Annotated in this window: 17 protein-coding genes; 9 read left to right on the forward strand and 8 right to left on the reverse strand. The window is 65.2% G+C overall.

The genetic code is table 11. The annotated features are described in order from the left end of the window. The first annotated feature begins 2 nt into the window (after positions 1 to 2). Both HY57_RS08750 and HY57_RS08755 read left to right on the forward strand, forming a co-directional pair. Positions 3 to 974: an FAD:protein FMN transferase gene (locus HY57_RS08750; RefSeq protein WP_019465776.1), complete on the forward strand. Its 972-nt coding sequence runs from the start codon at positions 3 to 5 to the stop codon at positions 972 to 974. After that, entirely contained in the window at positions 971 to 2,611 is a 1,641-nt protein-coding gene (locus HY57_RS08755) for a sulfite reductase subunit alpha (protein WP_019465777.1), read from the forward strand. The genes HY57_RS08750 and HY57_RS08755 overlap by 4 nt, the downstream gene beginning before the upstream one ends. 9 nt (positions 2,612 to 2,620) lie before the next feature. On the opposite strand, the gene HY57_RS08760 is transcribed toward HY57_RS08755, so the two are convergent. The 4 genes from HY57_RS08760 to HY57_RS08775 form a co-directional block, all read right to left on the reverse strand. Next, entirely contained in the window at positions 2,621 to 3,190 is a 570-nt protein-coding gene (locus HY57_RS08760; RefSeq protein ID WP_019465778.1) for a HutD family protein, read from the reverse strand. Next, on the reverse strand, positions 3,187 to 3,726 hold the full coding sequence (locus HY57_RS08765) for a GNAT family N-acetyltransferase (protein ID WP_019465779.1): 540 nt from the start codon (positions 3,724 to 3,726) through the stop codon (positions 3,187 to 3,189). Before HY57_RS08765 ends, HY57_RS08760 begins: the two co-directional genes overlap by 4 nt. A 5-nt stretch (positions 3,727 to 3,731) precedes the next feature. Then, entirely contained in the window at positions 3,732 to 4,211 is a 480-nt protein-coding gene (locus tag HY57_RS08770; protein WP_019465780.1) for an SET domain-containing protein, read from the reverse strand. Positions 4,212 to 4,316: 105 nt separating this feature from the next. Then, a complete protein-coding gene (locus HY57_RS08775) occupies positions 4,317 to 4,661 on the reverse strand; it encodes a ComEA family DNA-binding protein (RefSeq protein WP_019465781.1) in 345 nt (114 codons plus the stop codon). Between the two features lie 193 nt (positions 4,662 to 4,854). Here HY57_RS08775 and HY57_RS08780 point away from each other — a divergent pair, with 193 nt between their 5' ends. From HY57_RS08780 to HY57_RS08790, 3 genes are all read left to right on the forward strand, one after another. Next, positions 4,855 to 6,279, forward strand: a complete 1,425-nt coding sequence (locus HY57_RS08780) for a M20 family metallopeptidase (protein ID WP_019465782.1) — start codon at positions 4,855 to 4,857, stop codon at positions 6,277 to 6,279. Positions 6,280 to 6,389: 110 nt separating this feature from the next. Next, positions 6,390 to 7,121: a YggS family pyridoxal phosphate-dependent enzyme gene (locus HY57_RS08785; protein WP_019465783.1), complete on the forward strand. Its 732-nt coding sequence runs from the start codon at positions 6,390 to 6,392 to the stop codon at positions 7,119 to 7,121. A gap of 224 nt (positions 7,122 to 7,345) precedes the next feature. After that, positions 7,346 to 8,047: a C40 family peptidase gene (locus HY57_RS08790; RefSeq protein ID WP_019465784.1), complete on the forward strand. Its 702-nt coding sequence runs from the start codon at positions 7,346 to 7,348 to the stop codon at positions 8,045 to 8,047. Positions 8,048 to 8,119: 72 nt separating this feature from the next. Here HY57_RS08790 and HY57_RS08795 read toward each other — a convergent pair whose 3' ends face one another. Then, positions 8,120 to 8,761, reverse strand: a complete 642-nt coding sequence (locus HY57_RS08795; protein ID WP_019465785.1) for a hypothetical protein — start codon at positions 8,759 to 8,761, stop codon at positions 8,120 to 8,122. Positions 8,762 to 8,858: 97 nt separating this feature from the next. Here HY57_RS08795 and gloA point away from each other — a divergent pair, with 97 nt between their 5' ends. After that, a complete protein-coding gene (gene gloA / locus HY57_RS08800) occupies positions 8,859 to 9,386 on the forward strand; it encodes a lactoylglutathione lyase (RefSeq protein WP_019465786.1) in 528 nt (175 codons plus the stop codon). A gap of 10 nt (positions 9,387 to 9,396) precedes the next feature. Here the strand turns inward: gloA and HY57_RS08805 are convergent, their stop codons facing one another. Continuing rightward, positions 9,397 to 11,040 (reverse strand): M28 family peptidase, encoded by a 1,644-nt coding sequence (locus tag HY57_RS08805; RefSeq protein ID WP_019465787.1) that lies wholly within the window; start codon positions 11,038 to 11,040, stop codon positions 9,397 to 9,399. 127 nt (positions 11,041 to 11,167) lie between these two features. Next, positions 11,168 to 13,759 carry a TonB-dependent receptor plug domain-containing protein gene (locus tag HY57_RS08810; RefSeq protein WP_019465788.1) on the reverse strand — a complete coding sequence of 864 codons (2,592 nt, stop codon included), beginning with the start codon at positions 13,757 to 13,759 and terminating at the stop codon, positions 11,168 to 11,170. A 690-nt stretch (positions 13,760 to 14,449) separates the two neighbouring features. On the opposite strand from HY57_RS08810, the gene HY57_RS08815 reads away from it, so the two are divergent. The 3 genes from HY57_RS08815 to HY57_RS08825 all read left to right on the forward strand — a co-directional run bounded on the left by HY57_RS08815 (position 14,450) and on the right by HY57_RS08825 (position 17,311). Continuing rightward, complete coding sequence (locus tag HY57_RS08815; protein WP_019465789.1) at positions 14,450 to 15,100, forward strand: rhomboid family intramembrane serine protease; 651 nt, start codon at positions 14,450 to 14,452, stop codon at positions 15,098 to 15,100. A gap of 31 nt (positions 15,101 to 15,131) precedes the next feature. After that, positions 15,132 to 16,517, forward strand: coding sequence for an amino acid permease (locus HY57_RS08820; RefSeq protein ID WP_019465790.1), 1,386 nt, complete (start codon positions 15,132 to 15,134; stop codon positions 16,515 to 16,517). A 92-nt stretch (positions 16,518 to 16,609) separates the two neighbouring features. Next, entirely contained in the window at positions 16,610 to 17,311 is a 702-nt protein-coding gene (locus HY57_RS08825; RefSeq protein ID WP_019465791.1) for an aspartate/glutamate racemase family protein, read from the forward strand. Between the two features lie 26 nt (positions 17,312 to 17,337). On the opposite strand, the gene HY57_RS08830 is transcribed toward HY57_RS08825, so the two are convergent. Further along, positions 17,338 to 17,793: a GFA family protein gene (locus HY57_RS08830; protein WP_019465792.1), complete on the reverse strand. Its 456-nt coding sequence runs from the start codon at positions 17,791 to 17,793 to the stop codon at positions 17,338 to 17,340. Positions 17,794 to 17,801: the final 8 nt, after the last annotated feature.

The following is a 17,801-nucleotide window of genomic DNA, read 5'->3' on the forward strand; positions in this document are numbered from 1 at the left end:
CGATGAGTGATCCCGTCGTGCAGTCCGTGCAGGGCGAAACCATGGGCACCTTCTGGTCGGTGCGTGCGGTGGTGCCGGCGGCGCTGTCGCTGGCGTCGCGTGTGAACGATTTGCAGGCGGTGCTCGATCTGGTCGACGGGCAGATGAGCACCTACAAGCCTGCTTCCGCGCTGTCGCGTTTCAACGCGGCGCCCGGCGGCACCTGGCATGTGCTTCCTGCCGAGTGCTTCGAGGTGGCAAGGCATGCGTTGCAGGTGGCGCGCGAAAGCGATGGCGCCTACGACCCCACGGTTGGCCCGCTGGTCAACCTGTGGGGGTTTGGGCCGGATGCCGCGCGACGCGAGCCGCCTGCGCGCGATTCGATCGAGGCGGCGCGCGAACGCATCGGCTGGTGGCGCATCAAGCTGGATGCCGCGACGCACAGCCTGTTCCAGCCCGGTGGTATTTATCTTGACCTGTCGTCGGTGGCCAAGGGCTACGCCGTGGATCAGGTAGGGCAGTACCTCGACAACACAGGCATCGCATCATGGCTGGTGGAAGTCGGCGGTGAACTGAAGGGCAAAGGCAGGAAGCCCGATGGATCGCCCTGGCGTATCGGCATCGAGCGCCCTGGTGCGGCGACGGGTGCGGTGCAACGCATCGATCAGCTGAGTCAGGTGGTTTGCCTGTCTGGCCGTGCGATTGCCACCTCCGGTGACTATCGCCGCCGTTTTGACGCCCAGGGCGTCACCTATTCGCATCACATTGATCCGCGCACCGGCTGGCCGGTGCCGCACGCTGTCGCCTCGGTCAGCGTGCTGGCCAGCGAGGCGATGCAGGCCGATCCGTTGGGAACGCTGATGACCGTGCTCGGTCCCGAGCAGGGCATGGCGTGCGCCCGTAAGCGGGGGCTGGCCGTGATGTTCATCCTGCATGGCGCACAGGGCCTGGAAGAACGCCTGTCACCTGCGTTCGAGGCCGCGTTGGCGTCATGAACGTCACGCCTGTCGCGTCGCCGCGTCCTGCCTGGGGCAATGTCGTGCTGTGCTCCTTGCTTGGCGCGCTGGTGCTGGGGCTGATGGCATGGCATGCGCGCGAAGGGGAATGGCACTCGCCGGGCGCGTCGCGCTGGTGGTGGGCATCCGCCGTGTTGCTGGCATGGGTTGGTTTCACGGGTTGGATGGGCTGGCATCGCCGGGAACGGCCGAGCAGGCGAAACGCGCTGGCGTCATCGACGCATGCGCCGGAGACGGATCCCGTGTGGATCGTTTTCGCCACGCAGACCGGCACCGCCGGGCAATGGGCGCGGCAAACCGCGCAGAGCCTGCAGGCTCATGTGGCGGTGCAGCTGGTTGAGCTTGGACAGATCGATGCGGCCACACTCGCCCGTGCCCGCCGCGTGCTGTTCGTGGTCAGCACCACGGGCGAAGGCGACGCGCCGGACAGCGCGGCAGGCTTTGTCACCCGATGCATGCGCGCACCACAAGCACTGGCGGCCTTGCACTATGGCCTGCTCGCCCTGGGTGACAGCGATTACGACAACTTCTGCGGATTCGGCCGCGCCCTGCAGCAATGGTTGCAGCAGAGTGGCGCGACGCCGTTGTTCGATGCCGTGGAAGTGGACAATGGCGACCCCGCTGCGTTGCGCCATTGGCAACATCACCTGGCGTTGCTTTCCGGGGAGGCCGAATGGCCAGACTGGCAGGCGCCTGACTACCAGCGCTGGCAGTTGACGGAACGCACGCTGCTCAACCACGGCAGTAGCGGCGGGCCTTGTTTTCATCTTGCGCTGCGCCCGCTCGACGGCGAGTCGACATGGCAGGCAGGCGATCTGGTGGAAATCGGGCCCAGACACGCCTCGTCCGTGATCGACGCATGGCTGGCCGCGCGAGGGCTCGATGGCACGGCAAACGTCGAACACCGGGGACGCCGTGCACCGTTGGGAGATTGGCTGGCCGCTAGCCATTTGCCAGAGGCCGGGCATGCGCACGGCGACACGCCGCAACAGATCGTCGCCGCACTGCAGGCGCTACCGCATCGCGAATACTCGATTGCCTCGGTGCCGTCCGATGGGGCCTTGCACCTGCTCGTTCGCCGCATGCAGCGCGCGGACGGTTCGCTGGGCATCGGTTCCGGATGGCTCACGCAACACGCCGGAGTGGGGGGCGACATCGCCTTGCGCATCCGCGCGAACCCCGGGTTCCACATGCCCGCCGATGAGCGGCCGCTGGTGCTGATAGGCAACGGTACCGGACTGGCTGGTTTGCGCGCCTTGCTGAAGGCGCGCATCGAGGCGGGCAGGTCGCGTCACTGGCTGCTGTTCGGCGAGCGTGAATCCACGCGCGACTTCTATCATCGCGACGAGATCATGAACTGGCACCAGCAGGGCTGGATCGAACGGATCGACCTGGCCTGGTCGCGTGAGGGCGACACGCGCGACTACGTGCAGGATCGATTGCGCGCGCGCCGCGATGTGTTGCGTCAATGGGTGGGCCAGGGTGCGGCGATCTACGTGTGCGGCAGCCTGGCCGGCATGGCGCCCGGCGTTGATGCAGTGATGCGCGAAGCACTGGGCGACGATGCGGTCGAGCGCCTGCGCGAGCAGGGGCGCTACCGGCGGGACGTCTACTGACCCGGCGGCTCAGGCCGCCGGAAGGCGGGCCAGCACGATCTCGCCGCCGCCCTCGATGCGTATGGGGTGGCCGGGGATCGGGTCGATCCACAGCATGTCGTTCGCTTCCAGCTGCTGCGAACGGTGATCGGCGATCACCTTCGCTCGCCCGGAAAGCAACAGCAGAAACCAGCGCCATCCGGTGGGCGCGAGCAGCACCATGGCGCCGTTCAGCGGGCGGGCAATGAGTTCGCCCTGGGCATCGCCGCGCAGCTTGAGGTTGAAGGTGCGCGTGGGTGCGGTCGGCAGGCAGGCGCGCGGTTGGTTGCCTGCGTCGAACTCGGTCATCTGGAAGCGGGTGAGGTGTTGCACACGACCGTCGGGGAAGGCGATGTCCACCGGGGCGTCCAGCGGCACGAACTGCCGCCGCAGGTCAGTGTGTGCTGGAAAATCGACCTCCTGCTCCATGCCGATCATCGTCATCTGCCACTGCCAGTCATCGTCCGTCGGCCCGCAGGCGATCGTCGTGATGAATGCCGTGCCCTTGGCGCAGTGCGCGCCCAGAAGGCTTTCGGCAGGCAGGCGGCTGAGCTGGCTCATGCCGAGGCGCGGCGCTTTTCGAGGCAGGGGCGGTAGTACGCGAAGACGTGGTTGTGCGCACCGAAGAAATCCATGTCTTCGATGTGTTCTCCGCCCAGCCGTTCGGCGACGCGGTCGGATGCTTCGTTGCCGATCTTCACCAGGCTGATGACGCGGGGCGCGGTCATGGAGTGCCACACGAAATCCAGGATGGCGCCGCCGGCTTCGGTGGCGTAGCCGTGGTGGCGGAAATCGGGCTTGAGCATCCAGCCGAGCTCCAGGTCGGGCCAGCCTTCGGGACACATGAGGCCGGCGCGTCCGATGAATTCGCCGGTGTCCTTCAGCTCCAGCGCCCACATGCCGTAGCCGCGCAATTGCCAGTGGCCGATCAGCATGGCCAGCGAGCGCCACGCGTTGGTACGGTCCAGCGGCTGGCCGTCGCCGATCCAGCGGGTGCTCGCCGGGTCGGCCAGCATCGCGGCGTAATCGTCGAAGTGGCGCTCGGCGAGAGCGGTAAGGCGCAGTCGCGCCGTTTCAATGACAGGTACGTCGATCATGATCTTCAGCTAGCAAGTCGGGTGCCATCGAGCAGGACCGCCAAAGCGTGAGTGCTCGTCCGAAGGCTTTCGATCCATGGCAGGCCCACGATGCGCTGCCCGCTGGCAGCGTCGACGAAGGCTTCTTCCTCGCCCGGAGGCAACAAGTGGCGGTAATCCACCGTCATTTCCGTGCCGGCCGGCAAATCGCGCGCGGCAAACACGAAACCCAGATGCCACAGCCCCGTGGGTTCGAAGCTGTGGTTGATGTAGCACTCGTCCGGCCAGTCCGGGGACACGGTGTAACGGTCCTCGAACCAGCGGGCGCTCGCGTAAAGCTGGGCCGAAAGCTCCGGCGAGCCGGTCAGCTCGTCGTAGCGATACGTGCGGTCAATGGCGTCCGGCGCCGTCACGATCTGCCCGGCGGCGACGTCTTCAAGTAAGAACAACCCCTGACCCGCACCAGCAATGTTCGACGCGGCAATGCGATAACGCGGAACAATCATGGCAGCCCTAACCGATGGCAAGGCGGCCGAGTGTAGGCGCATCCGGCGAGGGATTCCATACCTCGCCGGCTCTGATTCTTGAACGCAAGTGGTTGATGGGTTTGGTTATTGCTCGGCGGGCTTGGCTGCCTTGGGTGCCGGCTTGGCGGGTGCGGGCGCGCTGGCGGCCGGTTTGGCCGGGGCGTCGGCGTCGCCCAGCAGGATGGCGCTGCGGTTGCGCTCGAGCGTGGCCGGGCCAATGCCCTTGACGTGCGTCAGGTCGTCGGCGCTCTTGAACGGGCCGTGCTCATCGCGGTACGCGACGATGGCGGCGGCCTTGCTCGGGCCGATGCCATCCAGTGAACTGGCCAACGTGGCGGCATCGGCCTTGTTGACGTTGACGGGCGTGGCGGCAAAAGCCGGCAAGGCCAGGGCGAATGCCAGCAGCGCGGCTGCGATCTGCTTGATCATGGTGAACCTCCCTCGGTTAGACGCGGCCTCCTCTCGGCCGCCAGGCGACTGTGCCGCGCCCACCACGACTTGACTGTCGGCAAGAGGGAAACCACAGGGAGGATTTGTGCGCGTCTGTGCGTGGGCTGGCGGCCGGGAGCTCTCGCAGGGGCTGATACAATGGTCGTCTTTCCCCACGCTGCAGGAGTCGCCCATGGATACCGCTCGCCTCAACCGTTTCATCAGCGGACTGTGGGATGACGAGATCGTGCCGCAGCTGGTCGAGTACATCCGTATCCCGAACAAGTCGCCGATGTTCGATCCCAAGTGGGTGGAGCACGGCTACATGGATGCCGCCGTCAAGCTGATGGAGACCTGGGCGCGCAGCAAGCTGTCCTCGCTGCCGGGTTCCAGGCTCGAAGTGGTGCGCCTGGAAGGCCGCACGCCGCTCATCTATATCGAAGTGCCCGGCACGGGCGACGACACCGTGGTGCTTTACGGGCATCTGGACAAGCAGCCGGAAATGACGGGCTGGGCCGAGGGCCTGGGCCCGTGGACCCCGGTGATCAAGGGCGACAAGCTCTATGGCCGCGGTGGCGCGGATGACGGTTACGCCATCTTCGGTTCACTGGCCGCGCTGCTGGCGCTGCACGAGCAGGGCGTGCCGCATGCGCGTTGCGTGGTGCTGATCGAAGCCTGCGAAGAATCCGGCAGCTATGACCTGCCGTACTACGTCGACCATCTCGCCGACCGCATCGGCAATCCCTCGCTGGTGGTGTGCCTGGACTCCGGTTGCGGCAACTACGACCAGCTGTGGCTCACCACGTCGCTGCGTGGCATGACCGGTGGCGAACTCACCGTGCAGGTGCTGGAAGAAGGCGTGCACTCGGGCGACGCCTCGGGCGTGGTGCCATCCAGCTTCCGCATCCTGCGTGACCTGCTGAGCCGCCTGGAGGACCAGGAAACCGGCACGATCAAGCCGAAGGAGCTCTACGTCGACATTCCGCCGCAGCGCATCGAGCAGGCGAAGAAGTCCGCGCAGGTGCTGGGCACGGCGGTGTACGACAAGTTCCCGTTCGTGGAAGGCATGCACCCGGTCACCGAAGACCTGACCGAGCTGGTGCTCAACCGCACCTGGCGTCCACAGCTGGCCGTGACCGGCGTGGACGGCATGCCGCCGCTGGAAAGCGCCGGCAACGTGCTGCGCCCCAAGACCTCGGTGAAGCTGAGCCTGCGCGTGCCGCCGACGCTCAACGGCGCCAAGGCCGGCCAGTTCCTCAAGCAACTGCTGGAAAAGGATCCGCCGTACGGCGCCAAGGTCACCTTCAAGCTGGAGAAGGACGGCAGCGGCTGGAACGCGCCGCAGCTGTCGCCGTGGCTGGAAGAGGCCGTGGCCAAGGCTTCGGAAACCTACTTCGGCGCGCCGGCGGCCTACATGGGCGAGGGCGGCAGCATTCCGTTCATGGGCATGCTGGGCGAGAAATTCCCCAAGGCCCAGTTCCTGATCACCGGCGTGCTGGGTCCGCACTCCAACGCGCATGGCCCCAATGAGTTCCTGCACATCCCCACCGGCAAGAAGGTGTCGATGGTGGTGGCCGACGTGGTGGCTCGCCACTTCGAACAGGGCGCCAAGGCCTGATCGTGATCGTCGCCCCGGCCCAGCGCCGGGGCGATGCGTTTTCCGCCCGCGCCGGGCGCCGGTATCGACTGGCCTGATGCCTGTGCGCGGCATGGCAGGGGTAGCCAGTGATGACCGATTCTTCCAACGAGTTTTCCTATCTCGCCGAGAACTGGGCGGCCGTGCGCGGCCGCGTGGATGCCGCGTGCCGCGACGCCGGTCGCGATCCGGCCGAGGTATCCATCCTGCCTGTCAGCAAGACCTTCGGGCCCGAGGCGGTGCGCGCCGCCATGGCGCTTGGCCTGCATCGCTTCGGCGAGAACAAGGTGCAGGAGGTGCGCAGCAAGGCCGAGGCCCTGGCGGGCGAGCCCCTCGAGTGGGTGGTCATCGGCCACCTGCAGACCAACAAGGCCAAGGACGTCGCGCGGCTGGTCAGCGAGGTGCAGTCGCTCGACCGGCTGGAGCTGGCCGAGGTCCTGCAGCGGCGGCTGGAGATCGAGGACCGCGCCATCGACGTGCTGATCGAGGTAAAGACCTCGCCGGAAGAGAGTAAGCATGGCCTGGCCCCCGGACAGTTGCCTGCCTTGCTGGACACCCTGCGTGGGTATAACCGCCTGCGGGTGCGGGGGCTCATGACCCTGGCCGTGCAGTCGGACGATCCGGCGGCGGTGCGCGCCTGCTTCCGTCAGTTGCGCCAGTTGCGCGATGCGGAGCAGGCGAGGGGCCACGACCTGCCGCGGCTTTCCATGGGCATGAGCGGCGATTTCCCCCTGGCCATCGCCGAAGGGGCGACCGAAATCCGGGTCGGAACGGCGATTTTTGGTGTGAGACACGTCTCAAACATACGACACCGAATTGAATAATTAGTTCACTAATTGATCAATATGTAACCAATTTGACACATGTTTCGGCGGTAAATCAGTCACTTAGGCCTAATGCATAGGCTGTGCCAAGTTTCGAAACGACGGAGTTCAGTTAACCCCATCCGAACAAACGATCTATATCCCTTTGCTAAGTTCACGGCTCCATCACGGTCCGTCCGCGTAGCGGCGGTGTAACTAACGAACTGCAAAGGGATTTGTCCCACATGCCAACGAAGCGAATTTTCGCCGCTGCTGCGCTTGCTGGTGCACTGCTCACGTCCCTTCCGCTCTTCGCTGAACCGCTGGCCGCCACGTCGCCGTCATCCTCCGCTGCCGCACCGAACCTCATGGGCCAGCTGGCCGTGTTCTCGCCGGCAGCGATGCTCGCCCAGTCCGCCGCCCCCGCCGCCAAGACTCCCGCCAGCAAGTCCGCCGGCTGGAGCGATGACGACGACATGGACAGCGGCATGCCGGACGCCGGCGTCGACAAGGGCGCGGTCGCGTCGCTTGCCAACGACACCTCCGACCTTCGCAAGACCCTGATCGGCCTGGCCATGCAGCTGCGTGACATCCGTTACGTGCGCGGCGGGCGCGATCCTTCCACCGGTTTCGATTGCAGCGGCTTCGTTCGCTACGTGTTCGCCCATGCCGTCGGCCTCGAGCTGCCGACCAACTCCGCCTCGCAGTTCCTGGCGGGCCTGAAGGTCAACCGCGGCGACATGAAGCCGGGCGACCTGGTGTTCTTCCGCACCGCAGGCAAGCGCGGCCAGGGCCGTATTTCGCACGTGGGCATCTATATCGCCAACGGCCAGTTCATTCATTCGCCCTCGCACGGCAAGACCGTGCGCGTGGACAGCCTGGACGAGTCCTACTGGGCCCAGCGTTTTGCCGGCGCCAAGCGCCCGGGCGCGCTCGCGCGCAGCTGATTTGGAACGTTACCGTCAGTCAAAGGCCGCCCCTGGGGCGGCCTTTTTTTATGCCTTGCGTGAGTGCGTTGCTCAGTCGCCCAGCTGCTGGAGCTCGTCCGACTCCACGATGCGCAGGCCGCTCCCGGGTGCCTCGGCCAGCCGCCACATGGCCCGCGCCACGGTGCCGGCCTCGATGCCGCGCCAGCGGCCCGGCAGGATGCGCGAGAACGGTGCCGCCAGCACCTCGCCCATGCGTGGCTTGTGGCGGGCGCCCAGCAGCAGTGAGGGCCGCACGATGGAGAGCCGCGGCCAGTCCTGCTTCTGCAGTGCCAGTTCCAGCTCGCCCTTGGTGCGGTTGTAGAACAGGCGCGAGGAGGGATCGGCGCCGAGCGCACTGATCACCAGGTAGTGGGTGGCGCCCAGGGCGCGGGCATGCCGGCCCAGCGACACCGGCAGGTCGTAGTCCACCATGCGGAAGGCTTCGCGCGAGCCGGCCTGCCGGATGGTGGTGCCAAGGCAGCAGAACACGGTGTCGACCCGCCCGTGCAACTGCGCGACCAGGTGGCTGACCATGCCCACCGGATTTTCAAGCTTGGGGTGCGCCGGCAGCGGGCGGCGTGTAGGGGCAAGCACATGCGCGACGCCATCGTCCGCGAGCAGTAGCCCGAGCAGCTTCTGCCCGGTCAGCCCGGTGGCACCGGCAAGCAGGACGTGGCGTGGCGCAGCGTTCATGGCGACATTCTAGGGCCGGATTCGTTATTCCAATGGAAGGCTTGCCTGGCTGGCCAGGAACCCCATGTTGAGAAATCGTTTTCATGGAGCTGTCTTGATGTCGCTTTCCCATCTTCTGGACATGCCGGGCGTCAACACGCCCGAAGCCGCCACCCGTGGTTATGTCTTCAACCACACCATGATCCGCGTGAAGGACCTGGCTCGTTCGCTGGATTTCTATACCCGCATGCTGGGCTTCACGCCGGTGCATCGCCAGGACTTCCCGGACGCTGCCTTCACCATCGTGTACCTGGTGCTGGTGGCCGATCGCGCGATCATTCCGGAGGATGATGCCGCCCGCCTGCAGTGGGTGCTCGGCCAGCCGGGCGTGCTGGAGCTGACGCACAACCACGGCACCGAGCATGACGAGTCATTCCGTTATCACCACGGCAATGCCGAGCCGCGTGGGTTCGGCCATCTGTGCGTGTCCGTGCCCGACGTGGAAGAAGCCTGCGCCCGTTTCGAGGCGATGGGCGTGACGTTCCAGAAGCGCCTGACCGATGGAAGGATGAAGCACATCGCCTTTATTCGCGATCCGGACGATTACTGGATCGAGATCCTGCAGCCCGCTTCGATCATCGCCTGAGGCGCGGCCATCACAATCCCTGCATGCTTTCCGGGCGGCGGTAATCGCTGCCCGGCTTCCATTGCGGGAAGGTGTCTTCCATCGACAGCCGGCTGCCGACCATGAACAGCGCGCGGACGTCTTCCACGGTACCGCTGAGATTCCAGTGCGGATCAAAGGCGTCGTGTGAGCCCACCGTGTCACCGGCACTGGGCGCCGCGTCGGGCAGGGTTGCCGCCGAGCGCGCATAGAGCACCGGCACGCCGGCACGGGCGAAGCTCAGCTGGTCGGAGCGGAAGAAGAAGCCCTTCTCCGGGGCCAGGTCGGGAGTGACGCGCCGGCGTTGCGCATGGGCGGCGTCCACCAGGTAGTCGTCCAGCTGCGACTGGCCGAAACCGATGACCGCCAGTGCACTGGCGGGGCCGTCCACCGGCAGCATGTCCAGATTAATGTCGGCGACGGTATGGGCCAGTGGCACCAGCGGGTGCTGCACGTAGTAGCGCGAGCCGATCAGTCCGCTTTCGTCCAGGGTGGTGGCGATGAAGAGGACCGAGCGATGCGGCTTGGGCGCGCGGTGCGCGAATGCCTCGGCGATTTCCAGCAGGCCGGCCACGCCGGTTGCGTTGTCGACCGTGCCATGCGGCGGTTCGCCCGCGGCCGCAACGTGGTCCCAGTGCGCGGAGTACACGATGGTTTCGTCGGGGCGACGGCTTCCGGTCACCTTTCCGACGACGTTGTTCGACTCGCCATGCGCAATGCTGCTGTCGAAGTGTGTGTCCAGCGACGCCTCCAGCGGCACGGCGGTGAAGCCGCGCTGGCCGGCCTGCCGTTTGAGTGCGTCGAAGTCGGCGCCGGCCTGCGCGAAGAGCCGGCGGGCAGCGTCGGTGGTCAGCCATCCGGCCACGGGCAATCGTGGCGTGGCGCCTACGTCCGCAGGCAGATCGAATCGCGCGATGCTCCAGCTCTGGCGCACCGAATCCCACGGGTAACCGGCGGCGTCGGTGTCATGCACGATGAAGGCGGCGGTGGCACCTTCGCGGGCGGCTTCCTCGAACTTGTAGTTCCAGCGGCCAAAGTAGGTGTATTCGCGGCCATGGAACAGCGCCGGGTCCTGGCTGGCCCAGCCCGGATCGTTCACCAGGATGATGACCGTCTTGCCCTTGAGGCTGGCGCCGGCGTAATCGTTCCAGTGCTCGCCGGGGGCGTGGATGCCATAGCCGACGAAGACCAGCGGTGATGCTTCCAGCACGCTATGGGTCTGCTCGCCCAGCGTGCCGACCACCATGTCCTGCCCGAACGCGAGCGTGGTCGCGCCGTTCCTGCCGTGGACATCGAGCGTTGTCGTGTCCGCGTGCTGCAGTGTTGCGGCCACGTATGGCACGGCCTGGAGCCAACGGCCGTTGTTGCCGGGTTCAAGGCCGATCCGCTTGTACTGCTGGATGATGTAGTCGACGGTGCGTTGTTCCGGCGCGCCACCGACAGTGCGGCCAAGCAGTGCGTCGGAGGAAAGCACCTTCACGTGTTGCGCGACGTCGTCCACCACGATGCCGGGCGAGAAGCTGTCGTACGACGGCAAGGCCGCACTCGCATCGCCATCGTTGCCGTTGTTCGTCTGATGATGCTGGCAGGCGCATAGCGCGAGGCTCAGCACGATAAGGGACCACAGGTGACGCATAGAAAGAGACGGGCAACACGGTAGCCCACTCTAGCGCGTCCACGACGCCAGTGATGGGTGCCGGAAGACATGTCTTCCGGCACCCCTTGGTCGCAAAAAAATACGGATGGATGAAGGGCGCGGGGGGTCAGAACTTGTAGTTGAAGCCCAGCGTGACGAAACGTCCTCGCGGATCCGCCTGCGTGATGTCGAAGTAGGGCGTCGACGGATCCCACGGCGGACGCTTGTTCTGCAGGTTCTGCACCGCCAGCGTAATCGTCGTCTTCGCAAACCCCGTGTAAGCCACGGACAGGTCGAACGTACTCCAGTTCTTCACCCAGGTGGGATACGCGGGCGTCAGCAGGTTCTCCGGGTTCTGCTTGTAGCCGCCCACGTAGTACCAGGTCAGCGTGCTGGATACATCGCCGATGCCCCAGGTGAGTCCCGTCGTGCCGCGCCACTTCGGCAGCGAACCGAAGATGTTCGTGCCTGCGCCATTCACCGGAGCGTCGCCCGCCACCAGCGGCTGACTGAACTTGAGCAGCCGCGTGATGGAACTGTCGAGCGAGAAATCGCCCCAGCCCTGCGTGTGCAACGCCTGGTGGAAATCGATGTCCACGCCGTCCGTCGTCAGGCTCTGCTGGTTCTGGTACTGGTTGTAGATGGTGATGATGCGGCCCTGCGCATCGCGCTGCACGCGGGGATCCTTGCGCTGCACCAGCGCGGCGTCGTTGTCGGGGCCGATGATGCCGTTCTGCACGATGTGGTAGTAGTCCAGGCCAAAGCTCGTGCTGCTGGTGGGCGACACGACGAAGCCCGCGTTGTAGTTGGTGGAGCGCTCGGGGCGAAGGTGCGGGTTCGCCGTAAAGACGTCCGTATAGCCACGGCGCTGGCCGGGGGTGACGGGATCGTACGGATCGACCACCGTGCTGTAACTCACCGCCGTGCTGTTGGTGATCTCGGGCAGGGACGGTGCGCGGAAACCGCGTGAGTACGAGCCGCGCAGCAGCAGCCAGTCCAGCGGCTGGTAGCGCAGACTGAACTTGGGCGCGAAGGCATTGCCGAAGTCGCTGTAGTGGTCCAGCCGTCCCGCGACGTTGGCTTCCAGCGTGCTGAGCACCGGGATGTTGAATTCCGCGTAGGCGGCGTTGACGTCACGCGAGCCCTGGATGATGTCGATCGCGGGGCGCAGCTCCGAGCCCGACAGCACCGCCTGCGATGTGCGTGAGTTCATGGCCTCGTGGCGGAACTGGTAACCCGTCGCGAAACCCACGGCACCGGCCGGCAGGTCGAACAACTGCGTGCTCGCCGTGGCGTCGATCGTGGTGAGCCGCGACACCGCCGGCCGGATGGTGGACAGGCGCAGCGCATCCACGGCGGACGCTGGGTTGTCGTTGCTGGCGAAGTTATAGCCGCCACTGGCCAGCAGCGACTGGAACGCGTAGCGGTTGCCGAAGTCTGTCACGTATTCCTTCAGGCTGCTCTCCGAATGCTGTGCGGAGGCATCCCAGTCCCAGGCGCCGGTGTGGCCTTTCACGCCCAGCAGGAAGCGCGTGAAGATCGTGCGGTCACGCTTGTTGCGTTGGCCGACATCCCACAGGTTGGTGTTCACCGGTGTCGGCACGTCATATGGATTGGCGGGGTTGCCCACCGGCAGCGTGGTGTTGATGTTCACCAGTCGCTGATCGGTGTTGTCCCACGCGCGCAAACCGCTACCGATGGCCAGTGGCGGACCGAAGATGAAGGACGCATGGCTGCGGCTGTAGATCGCCTCGCCATAGCCTTCGATGTTGTCGGTGAGTTTCACCGTGGCGCGCAACACCGCGTGGTAACGCTCGACGCCCGGTATCACCGAATCGTACTGCGCCGGGTTGTAGGCCCACACTTCGCCGGTCTTGCCTGGCGTGATGGCACCATAGGGCACCTTCTGCACCGGCCCGACGGCATTGGCGAAGCCCTGCGTGGGGTCGTTGTTGTAGTAGTTGGTGGGCACCCAGTTGAGTTGGCCGCCGGGCTTGTTGCGGAAATCCTCGTTGCGCAGCCAGCTGACGTCGCTCGCGTTGAGCTGATTGCTACGCGTGCCATCGAGCGCGAAGAACACGTTGTAGCCGTCCTTCTTCACGTCACCCTTGCCGAGCAGCAAGTGGAAGTCGTTCTGCGTCTGCCCGGTGCCTTCGGTGCTGCCGCCAAAGCTCGCGCCCGCTTCGGCGCCCTGGTAGTTCTGCTTCAGGATGATGTTGACCACGCCGGCGATGGCATCGGAGCCATACACCGCCGAGGCACCGTCCTTGAGCACTTCGATGCGTTCCACCGCGGCAAGCGGCAGCGAGTTGAGGTCGACGAAGGTGTCCTGCAGTTCATACGCCGTGGCGTAGTTCGCCACGCGCTTGCCGTCGACCAGGATCAACGTGTTCTTCTGGCCGAGTCCGCGCAGCGACATGCCGGCGGTGCCCGCCGAGAAGCTGCCAGTGAGCTGTTCGTTGACGCTGTTACCGGTATTGGCCGAGATGGCGCGGAGGAAATCAGGCAGCGTGGTCTTGCCGCTGACCTTGATCTGGTCCGCCGTAATCACCTGCACCGGGCTCGGGCCTTCGATGTCGGTGGTCTTGATGTTGGAGCCGGTCACCGTTACCGCTTCGAGCTGGGTCGGCTTGTTGCCGTCCGTGGCGTCTTCGGCGTGCAGGGTGGGAATCGCCAGTGCCGCGGCAATGGCAAGGGGGAGCAAACCTGGCTTGAACATGGCAGTACGTAGTCCTTATGCGCACGCCCGTCCCGGCTCTCGGCCAGGGTAAGGGCATGTGGGTGTAAACAGCGGGGGAGCTGTCAGGGGAATTGCCGTGGGGACGGCCAAAGGGCGAGCGTGGGGACGCTCAGAGCTGGTAGATCAGCCGATGCGACACATTCGACGGCGACAACAGCACGCGGCGCCGTGCGATGCGGCGCGAATCGTGGTCGAGGCAGGGAAGTTGGCGTGAAGCATGTGAATCACCGGGAAGACGAAGGTCTTGCGGAAGCGGCGAGTGGCCGCGCGGGGTATCTGCGGGAGTTGCGATCAACAGCCGCAACACATCGCCGCGAGGCGGTGTGCGGTGTCGATGGCCATGCAGAAACGCCGGGTGTTCACGATGCAACGTATCCTTGGAGGAGAAACCGCGATGAACTAAATGGCGGTATGGACGTCTATTTGCGCATCAAGTTTTCACGGTGTCAACATACGCCCGCCGGCAGCCGGGGTTTTCTGTCGCGTAAACCTTGCGGCCTGGGACGAAATCCCTTGCGGCTGTAGGTCTGAGCTGACAGGCAGGGGTGGGTGTGGCGAATTGTCGCACCCTGTGCCAGGGAGGCTGGACAGGCCGCCTGGGCGGGCGTGGCGGCGCCGGGCCGGTACGGTTACGCTTGGCGGGATTCGCCTTGAGGAATGCCTTCCGACATGCCGTTCGATCTTCCGCCCATCACGCGCAACCTGTTGATCGCCAATGTGGCGGTGTTCCTGCTGCAGCAGATCATGGGCGAAACCCTGCTGACCTATTTCGCGCTGTGGCCCTGGGGGCCGGACCAGGTGGCGCAGGGCGCCCACGGCCTGGTGTCGGTGGGCTTCCGCCCGTGGCAGCTGGTGACTTATGCCTTCATGCACGGCAGCGTCCTGCACCTGTTCTCCAACATGCTGGCGCTGTTCATGTTCGGCGGGCAGATCGAGCGCGTGTTCGGTACGCGCAACTTCGTCATCTATTACTTCGTGTGCCTGCTCGTCGCCGCGCTGGCCCAACTGGTGGTGGTGAACTGGTTCACCGGCGGGTTCTACCCGACGCTGGGTGCCTCCGGCGCCATTTTCGGCATCCTGCTGGCCTTCGGCATGTTGTTCCCGCACGAGAAGATGATGCTGATCTTCCTGCCCATTCCCATCTCGGCCTGGTTGTTCGTCACGCTGTACGCGCTGGCCGAGCTCTACATGGGCGTGACGGGCACGCAGGCGGGCATCGCCCACTTCGCGCACCTGGGCGGCATGCTCGGCGGTTTCGTCCTGATCCAGTACTGGCGGGGCAAGCTGCCCATCAAGCCGCAGCGCCGCCTGTGGCGCTGATCGTCCCATTCCACGTTTTCCGGCAGTTCCGATGACCCAGCATCTCCAGCGCCGCCTCACGCCGCGCCATATCACCTTCATGGCGCTTGGCATGGCCATCGGCGCGGGCCTGTTCCTGGGCTCGGCCGATGCGATCAAGCTGGCCGGTCCGTCCGTGCTGTTCGCCTACATGGTCGGCGGCGTGATGATCTTCATCATCATGCGTGCATTGGGCGAGATGACCGTGCGCGACCCGGTGCCCGGTTCCTTTGCCGTCTACGCGCAGCGCTATCTCGGCTCGTTCGCGGGTTACGCCACCGGCTGGAACTACTGGCTGCTGATGGTGGGCGTGGGCATGGCCGAAGCCACCGCCGTGGGTGCCTACATGCAGGCGTGGTTTCCCGACTGGCCGCGCTGGATCTGGGTGCTGGCCAGCGTGGTGATGATCGGTGGGCTGAACCTGCTCACCGTGAAGATCTACGGCGAGATGGAATTCTGGTTCACCCTGATCAAGGTGGTCACGGTGCTGGCGATGATCGCCGGCGGCCTGGCCATCATCTTCCTGGGCTGGGGCAACGGCGGCCAGCCGACGGGGCTGTCGAACCTGTGGTCGCACGGCGGTTGGTTCCCGCATGGCCTGCTCGGCATGGTCATGGCCTTGCCGGTGGTGGTGTTCTCCTTCGGTGGCGTGGAAACCGTAGGTATCGCGGCAGGCGAGGCGGCCCAGCCGGAGCGCACCATTCCGCGCGCGGTGAACTCGGTGCTGTGGCGCATCCTGATCTTCTACGTGGGTGCGCTGTTCGTGATCATGGCGATCTACCCGTGGACGGGTCTGGGCGAGCACGGCAGCCCGTTCGTCACCACCTTCGCCAAGCTGGGCATTCCGCAGGCGGCGGGCCTGATCAACTTCGTGGTGATCACGGCGGCGTTGTCGGGTTTCAACAGCACCACCTTCAGCGGCAGCCGCATGCTCTACAGCCTGGCCTGCAAGGGGCAGGCGCCGGCAGCGCTGGGCAGGGTGAACGGACAGGGCGTGCCGGTGCGCGCCATCCTGTCGACCCTGGCGGTGCTGTTGCTGGCCGTGCTGCTGAACTACCTGCTGCCGGCCAAGGTGTTCGGCATGATGATGTCCATCCTCTCGTTCAACACTGTCTGGACGTGGACGATGGTGCTGCTCGCGCACTACAGCTTCCGCCGCCACCTGCGTGCGCAGGGCGAATCCCCCAGCGGATTCCGCCTGCGTTGGTGGCCGTTCACCGGCATCCTCTGCCTGGCCTTCTTCGCCTTCGTGGTGGTGATGCTGGGTGTGAACCCGGAAACGCGCGTAGCGCTTTACGTGGGCGTGGCGTGGATTGCGCTGCTTAGCGTCGCGTACAAGTTGTGCGGCGTGCGCGGTCGCATGGTGCAACGCGAGTCGGTGGCTGCCGAAGCCGCGTAATGTTGGCCCTACAGAAATGAAAGACAATGGTTGGCCGCGAAGCCGTTAGACTCCGGTAGAGCTGTTGAGTCTGTGGCATACCGGAGTTTTCCATGCGCACCATTGGCATCATTGGCGGCATGAGCTGGGAATCCAGCGCGCTTTACTACCAATGGATCAACCGTGCAGTCAGGGACCGCCGTGGTCCGTTGCATTCCGCACGGCTGTTGCTCGATAACCTGGATTTCAGCCAGGTAGCCCAGTGGCAGCGCGACGGTGACTGGGATACTGCTGCCCAGGCGCTTGCCGCGTCCGCCCGAAGGCTGGAAGCAGGCGGCGCCGAGTGCATCGTTCTGGCGACGAACACCATGCATAAAGTAGCCGATGCGGTGATGCACGCTACCCGCCTGCCGTTCATTCATATCGCTGATCCGACCGGTGAAGCCATTCGGCGTCGAGACATGAACAACGTGCTCCTGCTGGGTACGGCGTTCACCATGAATGAAGGCTTCTACCGATCGCGTTTGCTTGCCAAATATGGCGTGCACTGCTTGCTACCCAGCGAGCAGGATCGAGCAGAGGTGCATCGCATCATCTACGACGAGCTCTGTACGGGTGTGATCAGCGATGCGTCACAGGTGATCTATCGAGGCATCGTGGCGAAGGCGCATGCGGATGGGGCGCAGGGTGTCATCCTCGGCTGCACGGAAATCGGGTTGCTGTTGCGACAGGAGGACAGCCCCGTGCTCTTGTTCGATACAGCGGCATTGCACGCGGCGGCCGCGGTGGATTTCGCTTTGGGTGATGCGGCATAGCCTATGGGCATGTCGCGAGTCGACGCTTACGTGTAAAGCGGGCCGTCCCAGCCTTCCAGGTACTTGGGAAGGTCGTCGACGACGTCGAAGACGCGCGATGCGTAGAACAGGTGCATGGTCGGCATGAGGCGCTCGGGCAGCCAGCCGTCATGGTGTCGCGCGAACCGGGCATTCGGAATCACGATCATGCCCAGCCGGTTCCGGCCATGGACCAGCTCGCCGCAACGGCGGCAGCTATAGCGGTGCATGTCGCGCACCGGGTGCGCATAGTCGAGCAACGCCGCGCTGTCGCCGTGGTGTTCGACCTGTTCGGGCATCCACGCCGTGGCCATCAGCAGGCTCGAACCGTAAAGATCACGGCAGGCGTTGCAATGGCAAACGGCGCGAGCCACCGGTTCACCGGATACCTTCATGACGATGGCGCCGCAATCGCAGCGCAACGTCTCTTTAGTGATTTCCGGCATCTCGGGCGTCCGTTCCATGGATCGTC

It is taken from the genome of Dyella japonica A8 (genome assembly GCF_000725385.1).
Lineage (GTDB): Bacteria > Pseudomonadota > Gammaproteobacteria > Xanthomonadales > Rhodanobacteraceae > Dyella > Dyella japonica_C.